The 19,252-nt window shown below is 71.5% G+C and carries 16 protein-coding genes; 8 read left to right on the top strand and 8 right to left on the bottom strand.

The genetic code is table 11. The features are described from left to right. The first annotated feature begins 210 nt into the window (after positions 1-210). The 4 genes from ACH4K4_RS13655 to ACH4K4_RS13670 all read left to right on the top strand — a co-directional run bounded on the left by ACH4K4_RS13655 (position 211) and on the right by ACH4K4_RS13670 (position 4,402). Entirely contained in the window at positions 211-1,176 is a 966-nt protein-coding gene (locus ACH4K4_RS13655) for a tetratricopeptide repeat protein (protein ID WP_398167118.1), read from the top strand. A gap of 612 nt (positions 1,177-1,788) precedes the next feature. After that, positions 1,789-2,418 carry a DUF6230 family protein gene (locus tag ACH4K4_RS13660; RefSeq protein WP_398167119.1) on the top strand — a complete coding sequence of 210 codons (630 nt, stop codon included), beginning with the start codon at positions 1,789-1,791 and terminating at the stop codon, positions 2,416-2,418. A gap of 147 nt (positions 2,419-2,565) precedes the next feature. Further along, the gene (locus ACH4K4_RS13665) at positions 2,566-3,072 is read left to right on the top strand and encodes a DUF6114 domain-containing protein (RefSeq protein WP_398167121.1); all 507 of its coding nucleotides are present in this window, start codon (positions 2,566-2,568) and stop codon (positions 3,070-3,072) included. Next, positions 3,062-4,402, top strand: a complete 1,341-nt coding sequence (locus ACH4K4_RS13670; protein WP_398167123.1) for a hypothetical protein — start codon at positions 3,062-3,064, stop codon at positions 4,400-4,402. The genes ACH4K4_RS13665 and ACH4K4_RS13670 overlap by 11 nt, the downstream gene beginning before the upstream one ends. A gap of 74 nt (positions 4,403-4,476) precedes the next feature. Here the strand turns inward: ACH4K4_RS13670 and pyk are convergent, their stop codons facing one another. From pyk to pta, 3 genes are all read right to left on the bottom strand, one after another. Next, positions 4,477-5,904 (bottom strand): pyruvate kinase, encoded by a 1,428-nt coding sequence (pyk, locus tag ACH4K4_RS13675; protein WP_398167124.1) that lies wholly within the window; start codon positions 5,902-5,904, stop codon positions 4,477-4,479. 116 nt (positions 5,905-6,020) lie between these two features. Beyond that, a complete protein-coding gene (locus ACH4K4_RS13680) occupies positions 6,021-7,232 on the bottom strand; it encodes an acetate kinase (RefSeq protein WP_398167126.1) in 1,212 nt (403 codons plus the stop codon). Between the two features lie 41 nt (positions 7,233-7,273). Next, the gene (gene pta, locus ACH4K4_RS13685; RefSeq protein ID WP_398167128.1) at positions 7,274-9,373 is read right to left on the bottom strand and encodes a phosphate acetyltransferase; all 2,100 of its coding nucleotides are present in this window, start codon (positions 9,371-9,373) and stop codon (positions 7,274-7,276) included. A 229-nt stretch (positions 9,374-9,602) separates the two neighbouring features. On the opposite strand from pta, the gene ACH4K4_RS13690 reads away from it, so the two are divergent. The 4 genes from ACH4K4_RS13690 to ACH4K4_RS13705 all read left to right on the top strand — a co-directional run bounded on the left by ACH4K4_RS13690 (position 9,603) and on the right by ACH4K4_RS13705 (position 11,839). Beyond that, positions 9,603-10,628 (top strand): ATP-dependent 6-phosphofructokinase, encoded by a 1,026-nt coding sequence (locus ACH4K4_RS13690; RefSeq protein ID WP_398167130.1) that lies wholly within the window; start codon positions 9,603-9,605, stop codon positions 10,626-10,628. A 151-nt stretch (positions 10,629-10,779) separates the two neighbouring features. After that, complete coding sequence (locus tag ACH4K4_RS13695; protein ID WP_398167131.1) at positions 10,780-11,202, top strand: phage holin family protein; 423 nt, start codon at positions 10,780-10,782, stop codon at positions 11,200-11,202. Next, positions 11,199-11,582: a DUF3618 domain-containing protein gene (locus tag ACH4K4_RS13700; protein ID WP_398167133.1), complete on the top strand. Its 384-nt coding sequence runs from the start codon at positions 11,199-11,201 to the stop codon at positions 11,580-11,582. Before ACH4K4_RS13695 ends, ACH4K4_RS13700 begins: the two co-directional genes overlap by 4 nt. Next, positions 11,579-11,839, top strand: coding sequence for a DUF4235 domain-containing protein (locus tag ACH4K4_RS13705; RefSeq protein ID WP_398167135.1), 261 nt, complete (start codon positions 11,579-11,581; stop codon positions 11,837-11,839). The genes ACH4K4_RS13700 and ACH4K4_RS13705 overlap by 4 nt, the downstream gene beginning before the upstream one ends. A gap of 66 nt (positions 11,840-11,905) precedes the next feature. Here ACH4K4_RS13705 and ACH4K4_RS13710 read toward each other — a convergent pair whose 3' ends face one another. The 5 genes from ACH4K4_RS13710 to ACH4K4_RS13730 form a co-directional block, all read right to left on the bottom strand. Beyond that, positions 11,906-13,564: a catalase gene (locus ACH4K4_RS13710; protein WP_398167136.1), complete on the bottom strand. Its 1,659-nt coding sequence runs from the start codon at positions 13,562-13,564 to the stop codon at positions 11,906-11,908. 133 nt (positions 13,565-13,697) lie between these two features. Further along, positions 13,698-14,690, bottom strand: a complete 993-nt coding sequence (locus ACH4K4_RS13715; protein WP_398167138.1) for a YihY/virulence factor BrkB family protein — start codon at positions 14,688-14,690, stop codon at positions 13,698-13,700. A gap of 110 nt (positions 14,691-14,800) precedes the next feature. Continuing rightward, the gene (locus ACH4K4_RS13720; protein WP_398167140.1) at positions 14,801-17,368 is read right to left on the bottom strand and encodes an ABC transporter permease; all 2,568 of its coding nucleotides are present in this window, start codon (positions 17,366-17,368) and stop codon (positions 14,801-14,803) included. 41 nt (positions 17,369-17,409) lie between these two features. Then, a complete protein-coding gene (locus ACH4K4_RS13725) occupies positions 17,410-18,192 on the bottom strand; it encodes an ABC transporter ATP-binding protein (protein ID WP_398167141.1) in 783 nt (260 codons plus the stop codon). A 196-nt stretch (positions 18,193-18,388) separates the two neighbouring features. Further along, a complete protein-coding gene (locus ACH4K4_RS13730) occupies positions 18,389-19,078 on the bottom strand; it encodes a disulfide bond formation protein DsbA (protein WP_398167142.1) in 690 nt (229 codons plus the stop codon). Positions 19,079-19,252 lie beyond the last annotated feature (174 nt).

Consider the following 19,252-nt stretch of genomic DNA (forward strand, 5'->3'; position numbering starts at 1 on the left):
CGGACGCGACAACCACAGGCAGCGGGTGGGGACCCGCCGCCACGGCAGTACCGCCGGCCCTTCGGGACCGGTGCGAACGCGGCACCCCTGTCCTGCGCCGGCACACCGGCGGGACGCACGGACGGGCCCGGCGCCGCGAGCGTTTTCGCGCACCGTGAATTTTCGGCACCGCTTTTCGCAACGGTCCGCGGAAGGGGGGAGGATAGGCCCATGCAGCCACGCAACATGTCCATGAGTGGAGTCGTCGACCTCGCCGCGGTGAAGGCGGCCGGGGAAGCGAAGCAGAAGGCCGAGCAGGCGCGCGCCGAGGCGGCCCGCACCGGCCGGCCCGCCGGCGGCGGTGCCCGCCTGGTGTTCGATGTCGACGAGGCGGGATTCCAGCAGGACATCCTCCAGCGCTCCACCGAGGTTCCGGTCGTCATCGACTTCTGGGCCGAGTGGTGCGAGCCGTGCAAGCAGCTCGGTCCGCTGCTGGAGCGGCTGGCGGGGGAGTACGCCGGCAAGTTCGTCCTGGCCAAGATCGACGTCGACAGCAACCAGGCGCTGTTCCAGCAGTTCGGGGTGCAGGGCATCCCGGCGGTCTTCGCGGTCGTCGCGGGCCAGCCGATCCCGCTGTTCCAGGGCGCGGCCCCGGAGGCGCAGATCCGCCAGGTGCTGGACCAGCTCGTGCAGGCCGCCGAGCAGCAGTTCGGGATCGTGGGCGCGCCCGTCGACCCGGCCGGTGCCGCCGAGGCCGAGGAGGCCCCCGCACCCGTCGGCCCGTACGACGCGCTCCTGGAGGCCGCGAGCCAGGCGCTGGACCACGGCGACCTCGACGGCGCCGTCCAGGCGTACCAGAACGTGCTCGCCGACGACCCGGCCAACCCCGAGGCCAAGCTGGGCCTCGCGCAGGCCGAGCTGCTGCGCCGGGTCAAGGACCTGGACCCGCAGGCGGTGCGCAAGGAAGCCGCCGACGCCCCCGGCGACGTGCCGGCGCAGATCAGGGCGGCCGACCTGGACCTGGTCGGCGGGCATGTCGAGGACGCGTTCGGGCGGCTGGTGGACGCCGTCCGGCGCTCGGCGGGCGAGGACCGCGAGGCCGCCCGCGTCCGGCTGCTGGAGCTCTTCGAGGTCATCGGCGCCGACGACCCGCGGGTGATTTCGGCGCGTACGGCACTGGCGCGGGTGCTGTTCTGACCCTCCGGCGCGCATCCTCCGGCGCCTCCTGAGGCGCTGGGACCCCACCTCTGACAGCGGCCACGTTTTACCAAATCTTGGTAATCGTGGCCGCTGTTACTTTGGGTAAGAGAAGGGTGGGTTTTCGTTCGCGTTTGGCCCCAATTTCCCCATGTCTCATCACCGTTAGCGACAACCCTGGGTGCCCGTGCGATTTCGGGCCGTCGCGGGCCGGTTATCTCTCCGTTACTCGCAAGTAACGAACCCCTTGTGCGACGGCCGCCGATGCACCACGATCGGCCACGCTCGGTCCATTCCCGCCGCCCGGCAACCGGTCGGCGCCGCGGGGTTCGTGGGTCCCCACCGAGTGGCCGGCGGCACCGACGCCGGTCCTGGACAGGGGGGTTCCTGCTCACCCGGCAGGGCCTGTCCGCACGGTCGCGCGAGAGCGCGGCCAGTGGTTGTCGCTCGGGGGTGATCGCCGGTGATTCGGAACGCAGTACGCCTGTACGCCTCCGATACGGGCGCTCTCCTTCCCGAGGACGTAGCACTTCTCCCATCCCAGGTACGGCCGCCACCTCGTCCGAGGCCCGGGCCGTAACCGGAGATGTACGTCCGAGAAGGAGGAAAGTCATGGAGTCCCTGGCTCGTGGCGGGACCAGATGGAAGCGGTTCGCCGTTGTCATGGTGCCGAGCGTCGCGGCGACGGCTGCCATCGGAGTCGCCATCGCGCAGGGCGCGCTGGCGGCATCGTTCAGCGTCTCCGGCCAGCAGTTCAAGGTCACCGCGTCCGAACTGGACGGCACCGGTTTCGTGCAGTACGGAGCACTCGACGGCGGCGACAAGGGTCAGCACCCGGTCGCCGTGGTGGGCTTGGACTCCGCGAAGATCACCAAACTGTGCCAGTCGGTCGTCGTGCCGGTGCCGGTCTTCGGCGATGTGACGATGCAGCTCAAGGCGGGCGGTGGCAAGGACAAGGTCCTGGCGAAGAAGCTCTACATCGACGCCGACGACCTGCAGACCAACGCGACGTTCACCAACGTGGACATCGGCGTCTCGGTGGACCACACCACCAAGGGCCCGGGTCCCGCGAAGCCCGGCGAGGGCGGCAGAGGGTCCTACCTTCCCGGCTCCTTCGCCCAGCAGGCCGAGCATGTGCTGTTCAAGGACGTCAAGCAGCGCGCCTGGGCCACCACGGCCGGCACGTTCCAGCTCAGCGGTCTGCACATGAACGTCAGCCGGGGCAAGAACGAGTGCTACTGACGCACTGAGCGCACGGGTGCGGGGCGCACGCCGGGCGGTGGCGCCGTCCACTGTCCCGCCCGTCCCGCACCCGTACGCCGGTAGCCACCTCAGCGCGTACCTCAGCGCACGTACCACCGATGAGCCAGTCCCGAGGAGCTGTACGACATGAGCGCCGACACGCGACCACGGCTGAAGGAGAACACCGGCCGAAAGCGCACCTCGTTCCGGGAGTGGCGCGGCCAGCGCCCGTTCTGGGGCGGGGTGCTGACGCTGCTGGCCGGCTTCCCGATCATGTACATCCCTTACGCGAACCTCACGATCGGTTCGCTGACCGTGCGTATGGCGACGACCGCGGGCGCCGGCTCGCTGATCATCGGCGTACTCCTGGTCGTACTCGGCCTGACCATGTGGTTCCAGCCCGCCTCCCGCGTCTTCGCCGGAGTGGCGGCGATCCTGCTGTCCCTGGTCTCCCTGGTGGTCTCCAACTTCGGCGCCTTCCTGATCGGCTTCGCGCTGGGACTGGTCGGCGGCGCCCTGGGAGTCTCCTGGGCCCCGGGCAAGCCGGTCGCCCCCGAGGGCGGCGAACCGGCCGGGCCCGCGGGCGGCGCGCCCGGCGGCCTGCCAGGAGCGAGCCCGGTCGACGGGGCGAACGGGGGACACAGTGCCGGGTGACGAGCTGCACGAGAAGGGCGCGGCCGCGAACGGCGCGAGAACCGGGCCGCGCCACGCGGCGCCGCGCAAGCCGCTGCTGACCCGGCTGCACGTGCCCGCGGGCAAGGCGATCGCCATCGCCGCCATGCCGTCCGCCGTCCTGATGGGCATGGGCCTGACGCCGCAGCTGGCGATGGCCAAGCCGCAGCCGGAGAGCCCGTTCAAGAAGGGCCCGTGCGTCAGCGCGCCGGACACGGCGGAGCAGGACGCCAAGGAGAAGGCCGAGAAGGAGAAGGCGGCCAAGGAGAAGGCCGGGAAAGAGAAGGCCGCCAAGGAGAAGGCCGCCAAGGACAAGGCGGACCAGGCCGTCAGGGACAAGGCGGACCAGGACGGGTCCGGCAAGGACTCCGGTGGCGCGGGCGGCAAGGACACCGCCCCGGCGCCCGCCCCGTCCGCCCAGGACCCGGGCCGGACCGAGGACACCCCGAAGCCCGCCCCGTCCCCGTCCGCCGATCCGTCCCCCTCCGCCTCACCCACGGAGGAGAACCCCTGGTACGACCCGCTGGGCCTGGGCAAGAAGCTGCACGACGCCCTCCACCCCGGTCAGCCCCGGCCCACCGCTCCGAGCACGAAGCCCGCCCCGTCACCGTCCCCGTCCTCCGGCAAGGGCTCCGGCAGTACGCCCGGCAAGCCCGCCGGCGGCAAGGCCACCGACCCGCTCAAGGACGCCGGGGACAAGGCCGGGAAGGCCGTCGAGGACGGCAAGGACAAGGCGGACAACGCCAAGGACAAGGCGGACGACGCCCTCCCGTCGCCCTCTCCGTCCCCCAGCGGCAGCGCGGACCCGGGCGCCCCCGACGCGGACGGCAAGAAACCCTTCCCCTGCGTCGAGGAGAAGAAGGTCGCCGGCAAGGACGAGCAGGCCCCGGCCACCGTCCCGAACCAGCCCTGGTACCTGGAGTCCAGCGGCCTGACCCTGCGCGGCCTGGACTACGAGGGCGTCGTCAACCTCACGATGCCCGGCGGACGGACCAAGCAGGCCCTGAAGTTCACCGCCGACAGCATCGACATCGGCGACCTCCACCAGATCGTCGACGGCCCCGCCGGAAAGAAGTACCACGTCCAGGCGGCCAAGGGCTCGACCTCCACGATCCGCGGCGGCAAGGTGACGATGTACACCGAGCGCCTCCAGGGCAACCTCTTCGGCCTCATCCCGATCGTCTTCGACCCGGAGCACCCGCCGCCCCTGAACGTCCCCTTCGCCTACTTCACCAAGGTGAAGATCACCCAGGCGGGCCAGTTCGGCGGCAACCTGACCATCCCGGGGCTGCACCAGTCGATCACGGGCTGAGCACGCGGGCGTACGACCGTGGGCCGCACCCCCAAGGGATGCGGCCCACAGCCGTGTTCGGGTCCCGCTGCGCGTCAGCCGCGCTCGCCGCCCAGGTGGTGGACGCGGACCATGTTGGTGGTGCCGGGGACGCCGGGGGGCGAGCCGGCGGTGATGATCATGGTGTCGCCGTCGTTGTAGCGCTGGAGCTTCAGCAGCTCGGCGTCGACCAGGTCGACCATCTCGTCGGTGTGCTCCACGTGCGGCACGACGAAGGTCTCCACGCCCCAGCTCAGCGCGAGCTGGTTGCGGGTCGCGGCGTCCGTGGTGAAGGCCAGGATCGGCTGGGCCGCGCGGTAGCGCGACAGGCGGCGGGCGGTGTCACCGGACTTGGTGAAGGCCACCAGCGCCTTGCCGTTGAGGAAGTCGGCCATCTCGGCGGCCGCGCGGGCCACCGCGCCGCCCTGCGTACGGGGCTTCTTGCCGGGGACCAGCGGCTGCAGGCCCTTGGCCAGCAGCTCCTCCTCGGCCGCCTCGACGATCTTCGACATCGTCTTGACGGTCTCGATCGGGTACTGGCCGACCGAGGACTCGGCGGAGAGCATCACCGCGTCGGCGCCGTCCAGGATCGCGTTGGCGACGTCGGACGCCTCGGCGCGGGTCGGCCGCGAGTTGGTGATCATCGACTCCATCATCTGGGTCGCCACGATCACCGGCTTGGCGTTCCGCCGGCACATCTCCACCAGGCGCTTCTGCACCATCGGGACCTTTTCGAGGGGGTACTCGACGGCGAGGTCACCGCGGGCCACCATCACGCCGTCGAAGGCCGCCACGACCTGCTCCATGTTGGCGACCGCCTGCGGCTTCTCGACCTTGGCGATCACCGGGACGCGCCGGCCGACCTCGTCCATGACGCGGTGCACGTCGTTGACGTCCTTGGCGTCCCGCACGAAGGACAGCGCGACCAGGTCGCAGCCCATGTTCAGGGCGAACTTCAGGTCGTCGATGTCCTTCTCGGACAGCGCCGGGACGTTGACCGCCGCGCCGGGCAGGTTGATGCCCTTGTGGTCGGAGATGACGCCGCCCTCGATGACGATGCAGCGCACCCGCGGGCCGTCCACCTCGACGACCTGGAGGGCGACGTTGCCGTCGTTGATCAGCACCGGGTCGCCCTTGGAGACGTCGCCGGGCAGGCCCTTGTAGGTCGTGCCGCAGATGGTCTTGTCGCCGGGCACGTCCTCGGTGGTGATGACGAACTCGTCACCGCGCACCAGCTCAACGGGGCCGTCGGCGAAGGTCTCCAGGCGGATCTTGGGGCCCTGGAGGTCGGCCAGCACGCCGATGGCGCGGCCGGTCTCCTCGGCGGCCTTGCGGACGCGGTGGTAGCGCTCCTCGTGCTCCGCGTGGGTGCCGTGGCTCATGTTGAATCGGGCCACGTTCATGCCGGCCTCGATCAGCGTCTTCAGCTGGTCGTAGGAGTCGACGGCGGGGCCCAGGGTGCAGACGATTTTGGAACGGCGCATGGCTCAATCCTATCGTTTGTTTCGGAGCGGAATTATTTGGGCTCGGGTGCCCGGATGCGAGGTGCGGGCCAGGCGCCGAGCCGAGGCCGGCGGCGCCTGGCCGCAGAAGCCGAAGGTCAGTTGCTGACCAGGGCGTATGTCTGGTTGGCGATCTCCAGCTCCTCGTCGGTGGGGACGACGGCGACCGCGACACGGGCGTATTCCGGCGATATCAGCCGCGCCTCGTCGGACCGTACGGCGTTCAGGTCGGCGTCCACCGCCAGCCCCAGCTCCTCCAGGCCCTTGACCGCGGCCTCGCGCACCGGCGCGGCGTTCTCGCCGACGCCCGCGGTGAACGCCACCGCGTCCACCCGGCCCAGCACCGCGCTGTAGGCGCCGATGTACTTCTTCAGCCGGTGGATGTAGATGTCGAAGGCGAGCGCGGCCTGCCGGTCGCCCTCGTCGATGCGGCGGCGGATCTCGCGCATGTCGTTGTCGCCGCACAGCCCGATCAGACCGCTCTTCTTGTTGAGCAGCACGTCGATCTCGTCGGTGTCCATGCCCGCCACCCGCTTGAGGTGGAAGACCACGGCCGGGTCGATGTCACCCGAGCGGGTGCCCATGACCAGGCCCTCCAGCGGGGTCAGGCCCATGGAGGTGTCCACGCAGCGGCCGCCGGCGACCGCCGAGGCGGAGGCGCCGTTGCCCAGGTGCAGCACGATGACGTTGACGTCCTCGGGCGCCTTGCCGAGCAGCTCGGCGGTCTTGCGCGAGACGTACGCGTGCGAGGTGCCGTGGAAGCCGTAGCGGCGGATGCGGTGCGCGTCAGCGGTCTCCACGTCGATGGCGTAGCGCGCCGCGTGCTCCGGCATCGTGGTGTGGAAGGCGGTGTCGAAGACCGCGACCTGCGGCAGGTCGGGGCGGAGCGCCTGGGCGGTCCTGATGCCGGTGATGTTCGCCGGGTTGTGCAGCGGCGCGACCGGCACCAGCCGCTCGATCTCCTTGAGCACCTCGTCGTCGATCACGGTCGGCTCGGTGAACTTCAGACCGCCGTGCACCACCCGGTGGCCGATCGCCGCCAGCTCGGGCGAGTCCAGGCCGAGCCCGTCCGCCGCCAGCTCGTCGGCGACCGCCTTCAGCGCCTCCTCGTGGTCGGCGATGCGGGCCTCGCGCTCCCTCTTGTCGCCGCCTGCGGCCAGCGGGGTGTGTGCCAGGCGCGAGGTCTCTTCCCCGATGCGCTCGACGAGGCCCACGGCGAGCCGCGAGCCGTCGCTCATGTCGAGCAGCTGGTACTTCACCGACGAGGAGCCGGAGTTGAGGACGAGGACGCGGGTGGCATTGGCAGTCATGAAGCAGCTTTCCGTTGGTTGTGGGGGGCGGGCGAGGGGCGTCAGTTGCCGGCGGTGGGCGAGCCGCCCGGTGCCGCGCCCTGCGCCTGGATGGCCGTGATGGCCACGGTGTTGACGATGTCCTGGACGAGCGCGCCGCGCGAGAGGTCGTTGACCGGCTTGCGCAGGCCCTGGAGCACCGGGCCGACGGCGACCGCGTTGGCCGAGCGCTGCACGGCCTTGTAGGTGTTGTTGCCGGTGTTCAGGTCGGGGAAGACCAGGACGGTGGCCCGGCCGGCGACCTCGGACTCCGGCAGCTTGGTCTTGGCCACCGCGGCGTCCACGGCCGCGTCGTACTGGATCGGGCCCTCGACCAGCAGGTCGGGGCGGAGCTGCCGGACGATCTCGGTGGCCTTGCGCACCTTGTCGACGTCGGCGCCGGAGCCCGAGGTGCCGGTGGAGTACGACAGCATCGCGATGCGCGGTTCGACGCCGAACTGGGCGGCGGTGGCGGCGGACTGGATCGCGATGTCCGCGAGCTGCTCGGCGTTCGGGTCCGGGTTGACCGCGCAGTCGCCGTAGACCAGGACGCGGTCGGCCAGGCACATGAAGAACACGGACGAGACGATCTGGGCGCCCGGCCTGGTCTTGATGATCTCGAAGGCGGGCCGGATGGTGGCGGCGGTGGAGTGCACCGCGCCGGAGACCATGCCGTCGGCCAGGCCCTCCTGGACCATCAGCGTGCCGAAGTAGGAGACGTCCGCGACGACGTCGTAGGCCAGCTCGTAGGAGACCCCCTTGTGGGCGCGGAGCTTGGCGTACAGCTCGGCGAAGCGCTCGCGCAGCGGGGAGGTCTGCGGGTCGGTGATCTGGGCGCCGTCCAGGTCGATGGCGAGGTCGGCGGCGCGCTTGCGGATCGCCTCCTCCTCGCCGAGCAGCGTCAGGTCGCACACGTCGCGGCGCAGCAGGACGTCGGCGGCGCGCAGCACCCGCTCCTCGGTGCCCTCGGGCAGCACGACGCGGCGGCGGCCGGAGCGGGAGCGCTCGATCAGCTCGTGCTCGAACATCATCGGCGTGACGCGGCCGGAGCGGGCGACGGAGATACGGTTCGTCAGCTCCGCGGTGTCCACGTGCCGCTCGAACAGGCCGAGCGCGGTCTCCGCCTTGCGCGGGGCCGCGGCGTTCAGCTTGCCCTCGATGGCGAACAGCTCGGCGGCGGTCGGGAAGGAGCCGCCGGGTACGGAGACCACCGGCGTGCCGGGGGCGAGCCGGTTGGCGAGCGCCATGATGTCGGGCCCGGGGCGCTCGTCGAGGGTGAGCAGCACGCCCGCTATGGGCGGGGCGCCGGCGCTGTGCGCGGCGAGCGAGCCGACGACCAGGTCGGCGCGGTCGCCGGGGGTCACGACCAGGCAGCCGGGGGTCAGCGCCTTGAGGAAGGTGGGCAGCATGGCGCCGCCGAAGACGAAGTCGCGGGCGTCGCGGGCGAGCCCCGAGTCGTCGCCGAGCAGCACCTCGGCGCCGAGCGCGTGCACGATCTGGCCGACGGTGGGCGCGGACAGGGAGCCGTCCTCGGGGAGCGCGTAGCAGGGCACCGGCAGGTGGGCGGCGAGCCGCTCGGCGACCGCGGTGCGCTGCTCGGGGGCCACCCGGTTGACGATCACGGCGACGACGTCGCAGCCCAGCGAGTGGTAGGCGCGGTAGGCGTTGCGGGCCTCGGCGCGCACCGACTCGGCCTCCTGGCCCTGGCCGCCGACGACCGGCAGTACCGAGGCGCCGAACTCGTTCGCCAGCCTGGCGTTGAGGTTCAGCTCGGCCGGCAGGTTGGTCGCGGCGTAGTCGGAGCCGAGGACCAGGACGTACTCGTAGTCCTTGGCCACCCGGTGGAAGCGCTCGACGAGCCGGGAGACCAGCTCGTCGGTGCCCTGCTCGGCCTGGAGGCCGGCGGCTTCCTCGTAGCTCATGCCGTACACGGTGTCGGCGGGCTGGGAGAGCCGGTACCGGGCCCGCAGCAGTTCGAACAGGCGGTCGGGCCCGTCGTGCACCAGCGGGCGGAAGACGCCCACCCGGTCCACATGGCGGGTCAGGAGTTCCATGACTCCCAGCTCGACGACCTGGCGGCCGTCGCCGCGGTCGATCCCGGTCACGTACACGCTGCGCGTCACGCGTGCTCTCCGATCCATTCCGTCGTTCGCAAGGTCAAATTAACCGTTATGGTGAGCTTGCCCCTCTTGACAATACCTGCGTCTGTAGATAAGCCGCTCCTCCAGTTTTACGCATGTGTCAGCGGGCTGCCCCAGGGGTGCCCGACGCTGTGAGGGCAACGCCTGCCGGCCCGTGAAACAATCGGACCGGCTCACAAGAACCAACAGCGAGCACAGGAGACACAGCACCATGCGTATCGGAGTCCTCACCGCAGGCGGCGACTGCCCCGGCCTCAACGCTGTGATCCGGTCGGTGGTGCACCGGTCCCTCACCGGACACGACGACGAGGTCATCGGTTTCGAGGACGGCTTCAAGGGCCTGCTCGACGGCCGGTACCGCAAGCTGGACCTGGACGCGGTCAGCGGCATCCTGGCCCGCGGCGGAACGATTCTCGGCTCCGCCCGCCTGGAGCGCGCCCGGCTGCGCGAGGCGTGCGAGAACGGCAAGGACCTGGCTCGTGAGTACGGCATCGACGTGCTCATCCCCATCGGCGGCGAAGGCACGCTCACCGCGTCGAAAATGCTCTCGGACGCCGGTCTGCCGATCGTCGGCGTGCCCAAGACCATCGACAACGACATCTCCGCCACCGACCGCACCTTCGGCTTCGACACCGCCGTCGGCGTCGCGACCGAGGCCATCGACCGCCTCAAGACGACCGCCGAGTCGCACCAGCGGGTCATGGTCGTCGAGGTCATGGGCCGGCACGCGGGCTGGATCGCGCTGGAGTCCGGCATGGCGGGCGGCGCCCACGGCATCTGCCTGCCGGAGCGCCCCTTCGACGTGAACGACCTGGTCAAAATGGTCGAGGAGCGCTTCGCCCGGGGCAAGAAGTTCGCCGTGGTCTGCGTCGCCGAGGGCGCGCACCCCGCCGAGGGAACGATGGACTACGGCCACGGCGCGATCGACCAGTACGGCCACGAGCGCTTCCAGGGCATCGGCACCGCCCTCGCCCGCGAGCTGGAGCAGCGCCTCGGCAAGGAGGCCCGCCCGGTCATCCTCGGCCACGTGCAGCGCGGCGGCACGCCCACCGCGTACGACCGGGTGCTGGCGACCCGCTTCGGCTGGCACGCCGTCGAGGCCGCGCACCGCGGCGACTTCGGCCACATGACCGCCCTGCGCGGCACCGACATCGTCATGACGCCGCTGGCCGACGCGGTCACCGAGCTGAAGACCGTGCCGGCCAACCGGATGCTGGAGGCCGAGTCGGTCTTCTGATCCGCCCCGCCACCGACGGCGCGCGTTCCCACCCGGGAGCGCGCGCCGTTCGCGTTGGGGGCGCGCGCCCCGCACCCGTACGGGCCAACGTTCCGGTTAACCGGCCGCTGAGGAGGTACCCGGCGCGCACGAGGAAGGAGGCGTGACCGGGATGAGCGATTACGTGGATCACCGGACGGACCGGACGGACAGCCGACCGGTCGGCGAGCTGGTCTCCCAGGCGTCGGAGCAGCTGTCCAGCCTGGTACGCGACGAGATGCGCCTGGCGCAGACGGAGATGGCCCGCAAGGGCAAGCGCTTCGGCGTGGGAGGCGGGCTGCTCGGCGGCGCCGGGACGGTGGCGTTCCTGGCCGCCCAGGCGCTGGTGGCCACCGCGATCATCGCGCTCGGGCTGGTGCTGTCGCTGTGGGCCGCGGGTCTCGTGGTCGCGGGGGCCCTGCTGGTGCTGGCGGCGGTCCTCGCACTGCTGGGCCGGCAGCGGATCCGCCGCGCCACTCCGCCGGTGCCCGAGGAGGCCATCGACAGCGTCCACCGGGACGTCGAGGAGATCAAGGGAAGGGCGGCCCGGCGATGACCGGCGACAACGGCAAGGGCGGCGGGTCCGGCGCGAGCCCGGCCGAGCTGCGCGCCCGCATCGAGCGGACCCGGCACGAACTCGGCGACACGGTTGCCGCACTGGCCGGGAAGACCGACGTGAAGGGCCGCGCGCAGGACCGGGCGGCCCGGCTCAAGGACCGGACGCTGCACCGGACCGCGGCCGCGAGAGAGCGGCTGGGGGGCTCCGGCGCGGCCCGTACCGCCGCCGTCGCGGGCGGCGCGCTGCTGGCCGGCGTGCTGGTGCTGCGCCGCCGCACCCGCGCGGGCTCGTGGTCGCCCGCGCTGCGTACGAGAAAGTCCCCGCACCCGCTCGCCAGGGCGGGCGCCAAGGCCCGAGGCAAAGGACACCACCGATGATCAAAGTTCTCTACAAGCCCCTGGGGATGGTGTTCGGCGCTCTCGGCGGGGTGCTGGCCGGGGCGCTGTTCAAGCGCCTGTGGAAGCTGGTCGGCGGGCAGGAGGACGCGCCGAAGGCCACGGACGAGGAGCGCCGCTGGCGTGAGGTGCTGCCGGCCGCCGCGCTCCAGGGCGCGACGCTCGCGGTGGTGAAGGCGGCCGTGGACCGCAGCGGCGCGGTGGCCGTGCGCAAGGCGACCGGCACCTGGCCCGGCTGACCCGGCCGCGCCACCGCGCCCCGGCCCCCGGTCACGGCCGGGGACCGGGGCGCGGGGCCGCGCCTGTCAGGCGTGCACGACGTGCCGCTCGTCCGGGACGCAGTGGGTCATGGTGAGCCCGGAGACGTCCCGCGGCGGGTTGCCGCCGAGGTTCGACAGCCGCTTGCGGTCCTCGTCCGTCAGGTCCTGGCCGGTCAGCGGCTCCAGGTGGGTGACGTCCTCAGGGCCGATGCCCAGGCCCTCGCCGACCCGCAGGCCGAGGTCGTTCTCGACGAGCAGGAAGTGCCAGACCATCCGCTCCTGGACCGCCCGGTCGGCCTGGGAGATCAGATCGGTGAGGTTCTTCACCAGGTCGTCGCGCTCCCAGTCCTCCAGCAGGCAGTACCGCTGGCCCGCCTGGAGGTAGTCGTTGGCGCGCGGGATGCGCTTGCGGGTGAGCCGGCCGCGGATCTCCGGGCCCTGCTCGTCGTGGGTCGGGTACCAGCCCTCGTGCAGGCCCCCGGTGATCGACGGCTCGTAGTTGACCTCGGGGTTCGGCCCGTGCTGGTCCTGCTCGTACGCCATCAGGCCGTCGCGCTGGTTGGTGCGCACGGCGGCGTTCTTGGCGCGGTTGACCGGCAGCTGGAGGTAGTTGGGGCCGACGCGGTAGCGCTGGGTGTCGCTGTAGGAGAAGGTCCGGCCGACGAGCATCTTGTCGTCGGAGAAGTCCAGGCCGTCGACGAGGACGCCGGTGCCGAAGGAGATCTGCTCGTTCTCGGCGAAGTAGTTGTCCGGCATGCGGTCGAGCACCATCCGACCGACCGGCTTCGGCGGGAAGTCCTGCTCGGGCCAGGTCTTGGTGTCGTCCAGGGGGTCGAAGTCCAGCTCGGGGTGGTCGTGGTCGTCCATCATCTGGACGAGCAGCTCCCACTCGGGGCGGTCGCCGTTCCCGACCGCCTCGTACAGGTCCTTCGTCGCGTGCCCCAGCTCCCCGGCCTGGACCGCGGCGGCGTCCGCCTCGGTCATGCTGCGCACGCCCGCCTTGGGCATCCAGTGGTACTTGACCAGGACGGTGTGCCCCGCCTCGTTCACCCATTTGTAGGTGTTGACGCCGAAGCCCTGCATGTGCCGGTAATCGGCCGGGATGCCGCGGGGGCTGAAGAGGTTGACGAGCATGTGCATCGACTCCGGGGTCTGCGACATGAAGTCGAAGATCCGGGCCGGCTTCTGCTCGTGGGTGACCGGGTCGGGCTTGAGGGCGTGGATGACGTCGGGGAACTTGATGGCGTCCCGGATGAAGAAGACCCCCAGGTTGTTGCCGACCAGGTCCCAGTTGCCGTCCTCGGTGTAGAACTTCACCGCGAAACCGCGCGGGTCGCGGGCCGCCTCGGAGGAGTCCCGGCCGCCGATCACGGTGGAGAACCGGACGGCCACGTCCGTGCGATGGCCGGGCTCCTGGAACAGCTTCGCCCTGGTGTAGCGGCCGATGGGCTCGTCACCCCACTTCCCGTAGCTCTCGAAGTAGCCGTACGCGGTCACGCCGCGCGCGTGCACGACGCGCTCGGGGATGCGCTCCCGGTCGAAATGGCTGATCTTTTCGAGGAACTGGTAGTTCTCCAGCGTGGCCGGCCCGCGCGCGCCGACCGTCCGCTGGTTCTGGTTGTCGTAGACCTGATGGCCCTGCCGGTTGGTGAGCACCGGGCGGTCGTCGCCGGGTGCCGCTCCCTGGCTTGCTACGTCTGTCACTGCTCTCGGTTTCCTTCAGCACTCGAAGGCGCTCGGGTCCGCGCCGTGGGATGGGGCCCCGGATGGTCAGGGGTACCCGTTCGGGCGGGAACAGTGCAGACGCTCACCTTTTTGGTGCAGTCCTCACGGGTGCTCAGTGTTCCGGCGACGGCTCCCGCCGCGCCCGCCGTTTCTGCCGCCGCCGCAGGCCGCGCGGCCACGTACGGGTGTCCCGCGGCTCCACGTACGGCTCCTCCCGCGGCGGGTGGCCCTCGGTGATCGCCCGCTGCCGGGCCAGCTCGGCGTCGAACTCCAGGCCCAGCAGCACCGCCAGGTTGGACAGCCACAGCCAGACCAGGAAGATGATGACGCCCGCCAGGGTGCCGTACGTCTTGTTGTACGAGCCGAAGTTGGCCACGTACAGCGCGAAGCCGCCCGAGGCGCCCAGCCACAGGCCGACGGCCAGGAAGCTGCCGGGGGTCAGCCACCGCAGGCCGGGCGTGCGGACGTTGGGCGTGGCCCGGTACAGGATGGTGATCATCAGCACCACGAGCAGGACCAGCACGGGCCACTTGGCGATCGACCAGACCGCGATGCCGGTGTCCCCGACGCCCAGGCTCCGGCCCGCCTGCCGGGCCAGCCCGCCGGTGAAGACCACGATCAGCGCGCTGGCGGCGAGCAGCACCATCAGCACGACGGTGACGCCCAGCCGCAGCGGCAGGGTCTTCCACACCGGCCGGCCTTCCGGCAGGTCGTACACGGCGTTGGAGGCACGGATGAAGGCCGCGATGTAGCCGGAGGCCGACCACAGAGCGCCCAGCAGGGCCACGACGGCCAGCACGCCGCCCGCACCGGGGCCGTCCTGCAGCTGGCGCACCGCGCCGCGCAGGATCTCCCGGGCCGCCTCCGGGGTGATCTGCTCCAGGTTGTCGAGGACGCCCTCGGTCGCCGACTTCCCGATCACGCCGAGCATCGAGACGAGCAGCAGCAGCGCGGGGAAGAGGGAGAGCACGCCGTAGTACGTGAGGGCCGCGGCCCGGTCGTGGAGTTCGTCGTCCACGAACTCCTTGCCGGTGCGGCGCAGTACGGCCCACCAGGAGTGGGCGCTCAGAGCGGTGGGTTTCTCGGATTGCCGTTCGGCTGCCATGGGCAGCGGGTTGCCCGTTCGGCGCGGGCGAACCCTGGTGCCGTACCGGGCGCGGAAAAGAGCCCGCCCCGTCCCTGGGGGTAGGGACGGGGCGGGCCGGTCGGTGGCGGTCACTGGGCGCCGATGGACTCCAGCATGTTCAGCCGGGCGGCGCGGCGGGCCGGCCAGGCGGCGGCGAGGACGCCGACGACCAGGGCGATCGCCAGGAAGATGCCCAGGCGGTCCCACGGCAGGATCATTTCGTACGTCGGCATCGAGGAGGCCGCCATCTTGCCGCCGGCCCAGGCGAGGAAGACGCCCACGCCGATGCCGAGCACCGCGCCGAACAGCGAGATGACGACGGATTCGAGGCGGACCATCTGCTTGATGCCGCTGCGGGCCAGCCCGATCGCACGCAGCATCCCGATCTCCCGGGTGCGCTCGAAGACCGACATGGCCAGGGTGTTGACGACACCGACCACCGCGATGACCACGGCCATGCCGAGCAGCCCGTAGACCATGTTCAGGACCATGTCGATGCTGCCGGCGTTCTCCTTGCGCAGGTTGTCCTTGTCCTGGACCTTGAGCAGCGGGCTGTCGCCGAGAGCCTTGCGGATCTCCTTCGCCACCCCGGCGTCGGGCCCGTTGGCCGTCTTGACCAGGACCTTCTCGTCCTTGACGGGCTTGTTGTGCGGGTCGACCAGCGCGGTGGCGCCGAACAGGTCGCCGACGGTGGCGTTGTCCTCGTAGATGCCGGCGACCTTCAGCCGGGCCTTCTCCTTCTTCTCCGTGCCGGTGAAGAAGCCGACCTCGTGGGTCTCGCCCGTCTTCCAGCCCAGCTTCTCCGCCTTGCTGCGGGAGACCGCGACCCCGCCGTCGCGCACCGCGTCCAGCGACCCGCTGCGGAACGTGAGGGCGGCGACCTTGTCGAGGTGCGTGACGTCGGTGCCGGTGAGCTGGCCGTAGCCGCCGCTGCCGGCCGTCTCGAAGGGGGCCGTGCGAAGGGGCACCGCCGCCTGTACGCCGGGCAGCTGCGCGGCCTTCTTCGTCAGCTCGGGGTCCAGGCCGCGGAAGTTGCTCGTGCTGACCTGGTAGTCGGCGGTCAGGCCCTGGGCGGCCATCTCGTCCGAGGCCCGCTGGCCGGAGACGCCGGCGACCGTCATGCCGGTGATCAGGGTGAGGCCGATCATCAGGGCGGAGGCGGTGGCGGCGGTACGGCGCGGGTTGCGCAGCGCGTTCTCCTTGGCCAGCTTGCCGCTGACGCCGAAGATCCGGGTGGTGGCCTTGCCGACCAGGCTGACCAGCGGCCGGGACAGCAGCGGCGCGAGGATGATGACGCCGACCAGGGTGAGCGCCGAGCCCACCATGGGGGGCATCATGTCCTCGGCGTCCTTCAGGGTGGACACGTACAGCATGATCGCGACGCCGGCGGCGGTGACGACGGCGCCGATGATGTTGCGTACGACCAGGCCGCGCAGCGCGGGGGCCGCGTCCACGCTGTTCAGCGCCTCGACCGGGGCGATCTTCGCGGCCTTGCGGGACGGCAGCCAGGCGGCCAGCACGGTCACCAGTACACCGACACCCAGCGCGGACAGCACCGCGTTCGGGCTGATGACCAGCGGGCCGTCGGGGAAGCCGGCGCCGTTGGCGTTGAGCACGGCGCGCATGGTGACCGCGATGCCGGTGCCGAGGGCGAAGCCGACGACGGAGGACACCAGGCCGAGCAGGCCCGCCTCGGCCAGCACCGAGCGCACCACCTGACGGCGGGAGGCGCCGATCGCCCGCATCAGCGCGATCTCGCGGCTGCGCTGGGAGACGAGCATGGTGAAGGTGTTGGCGATGATGAAGACGCCGACGAACAGGGCGATACCGGCGAACACCAGCAGGGTCTTGCTCATCGCCTGGTTGCTCTGCTCGACCATCTTGGCCTGCTCGGCGGCGAGCACGGCGCCGCTGGTCGCCGTCGCGCGGTCCTTCGGCAGCAGCTTCTCGACCGCGGCGGTCAGCGCCTTCTCGTCGGTGCCGGGCTGGGCGGCCACGACCAGTTCGTCGTACTGGCCGGGGTGCACGAACAGCTTCTGGGCGGTGGCGGTGTCGAACAGCGCGAGGCTGCCGCCCGCGGTGACCTGCGGGTCCTCGGAGTGCACGATGCCGACGAGCTTCTTGTGCAGGGCCGGTCCGTCGGTGGCGAAGCGCACGGTGTCGCCGACCTTCAGACCGCCCTTCTCGGCGGCGCCCTCGTCGAGCGCCATCTCGCCGGCGGTGGCCGGGCCGCGGCCCTGGACGAGCGGGTAGCGGCTGTCCTTGCCGCCGGGGCCCGGCTGGTAGTTGGTGGCCACGTTCTGCCAGTCGTTGCCGATCGGCTGGTTCTCCTTGTCGGCGACGGTGGCCCGGCCGCTGACGTTGGCGTGCACGGCGGTCACGCCGGGCAGCGCGCGAACCTGGTCGGCCAGCCTGTCGTCGAGCAGGGTGGTACGCCGGCCGTCCTCCCCTTCGGGGCGCTCCTGGCCCGAGGTGGCCTGTACGGAGACGGCCACGTCCTTGAAGCTCTTGGCCGAGGCTTTCTTGACGGCCTCGCCGACCGTGTCACTGAAGACCAGGGTGCCGGAGACGAAGGCGACGCCGAGGAGGACCGCGAGCGCGGTCATCATCAGACGGGCTTTGTGCGCGAGGACATTGCGCAGAGCGGTACGGAACATGTGGTGGTGTCAGTCCTGAGGTGGGGTGTCGGCGGCGGGCGTCAGCTCGTACGGTGCTTGGCGTCGAACAGCCGCATCCGGTCCAGGACGGCGTCGGCGGTCGGTTCGTACAGCTCCTCGACGATGCGGCCGTCGGCGAGGAAGACCACCCGGTCCGCGTAGGCGGCGGCGACCGGGTCGTGGGTGACCATGACGATCGTCTGGTCCATGGCCCGCACGGACTCGCGCAGGAAGCCCAGCACCTCGGCGCCGGAGCGGGAGTCGAGGTTGCCGGTCGGCTCGTCGGCGAAGATGATCTCCGGCTGGGAGGCCAGCGCGCGGGCCACCGCGACGCGCTGCTGCTGGCCGCCGGAGAGCTGGCTGGGCCGGTGCTTGAGCCGCCCGGACAGCCCGACCGTCTGGATCACCTTCTCCACCCACTCGCGGTCGGGCTTGCGGCCCGCGATGTCCATCGGCAGCGTGATGTTCTCCAGCGCGGTCAGCGTCGGCAGCAGGTTGAACGCCTGGAAGATGAAGCCGATCTTGTCGCGGCGCAGCCGGGTCAGGTGCTTGTCGTTCAGCCCGGTCAGCTCCGTGTCGCCGATCCGCGCGGAGCCGGACGATATGGAGTCCAGGCCGGCCATGCAGTGCATCAGCGTGGACTTGCCGGAACCGGAGGGGCCCATGATGGCGGTGAAGCGGGCCCGGCCGAACTCGACGGACACGTTGTCCAGCGCGACCACACGGGTCTCGCCCTGGCCGTAGACCTTGCTCAGGTCCGTGGCGCGGGCGGCGACGGCCGCGGTGGCTCGGGCGGGGGCGGGGAAGGCGGCCGCGTGGGACACGGGGTGACTCCTGGGGAGGGGACGGGCGGAACCCGGGGCGGCGGGCCCCGGCGGAACACCGGGCTCCGCGCGGCCCGGTGGGGCCCGTGTGGCGGAGGTGTGGTGCTGTCCCATTCTCGAACGCGCAGGTCACAGAAGTCCTCAGCCCGTGGTGCCGAAACAGCACCGGCCGGAAGTCCGACCCGCGGGCCCCGTGTCATCCCCTGGAGGGACGACCGTCCGACTTACGGCCGACCTGCGCCCGGCGGGGACGGGCGCCGCCGGCCGGCTCGGGACCGAAGTCCGGTTCCGCCGCGGCCGGGCGGCACAGCTCGTGGAAACCCGGCACCGACGCCATCAGCAGGACACCGTCCCACAGCCGCCCGGCCGCCGCACCGCGCGGGGCGGGCGAGACCACCGGGCCGAAGAAGGCGACCCCGTCCGCCGCGATGACAGGCGTGCCCACGTCCTCGCCGACCAGGGCGGTGCCGCGCGCGTGCGAGGCCCGTATCGCCGCGTCGTACTCCGTCGTCCACGCCGCGGCGGCCGGCCCGCCCGGCAGCCCCGCGTCCGCCAGCGCCCGCTCGATGCCGTCCCACTCGCCGCGGTGGTGCAGCCGTACGCCGAGCGCCGCGTAGAAGCGGTCCAGGGCCTCCTGGCCGTACCGCTGCTCCACCGCGGCACACACCCGCACGGGCGCCCACAGGTACGCGCCCCACTCCCCGTCCGGATCCTCCGGATCGACCTCCCGGCCCTCGTTGAGCACCTGAAGGCTCATCAGCCGCCAGCGCACCCGCACCGGGCGCACCCGCGCCACTTCGCGCATCCACTGCGCGGCGATCCAGGTGTACGGGCACACGGGGTCGAACCAGAAGTCCGCCGTGGTACCCGAAGCCGTACCGCCCACCGCGCTGCTCCCCCCGGTCGTCGCGGCCGGACCGCGCTCACCTCTCGCCGGCCCGTGCCGGAACGCATCCAGGATGCCATCGGCACCGCCCGTGACGTTGTCCGAAAGTGCGGCTCGCCCGGGGCGAACAGGGCGGACAATAGGGGAGTTCGGCCGTGGCGGCGGCCCGGGCGC

Source organism: Streptomyces sp. NPDC017529 (assembly GCF_044329785.1).
In the GTDB taxonomy this organism is placed as follows: Bacteria; Actinomycetota; Actinomycetes; order Streptomycetales; family Streptomycetaceae; genus Streptomyces.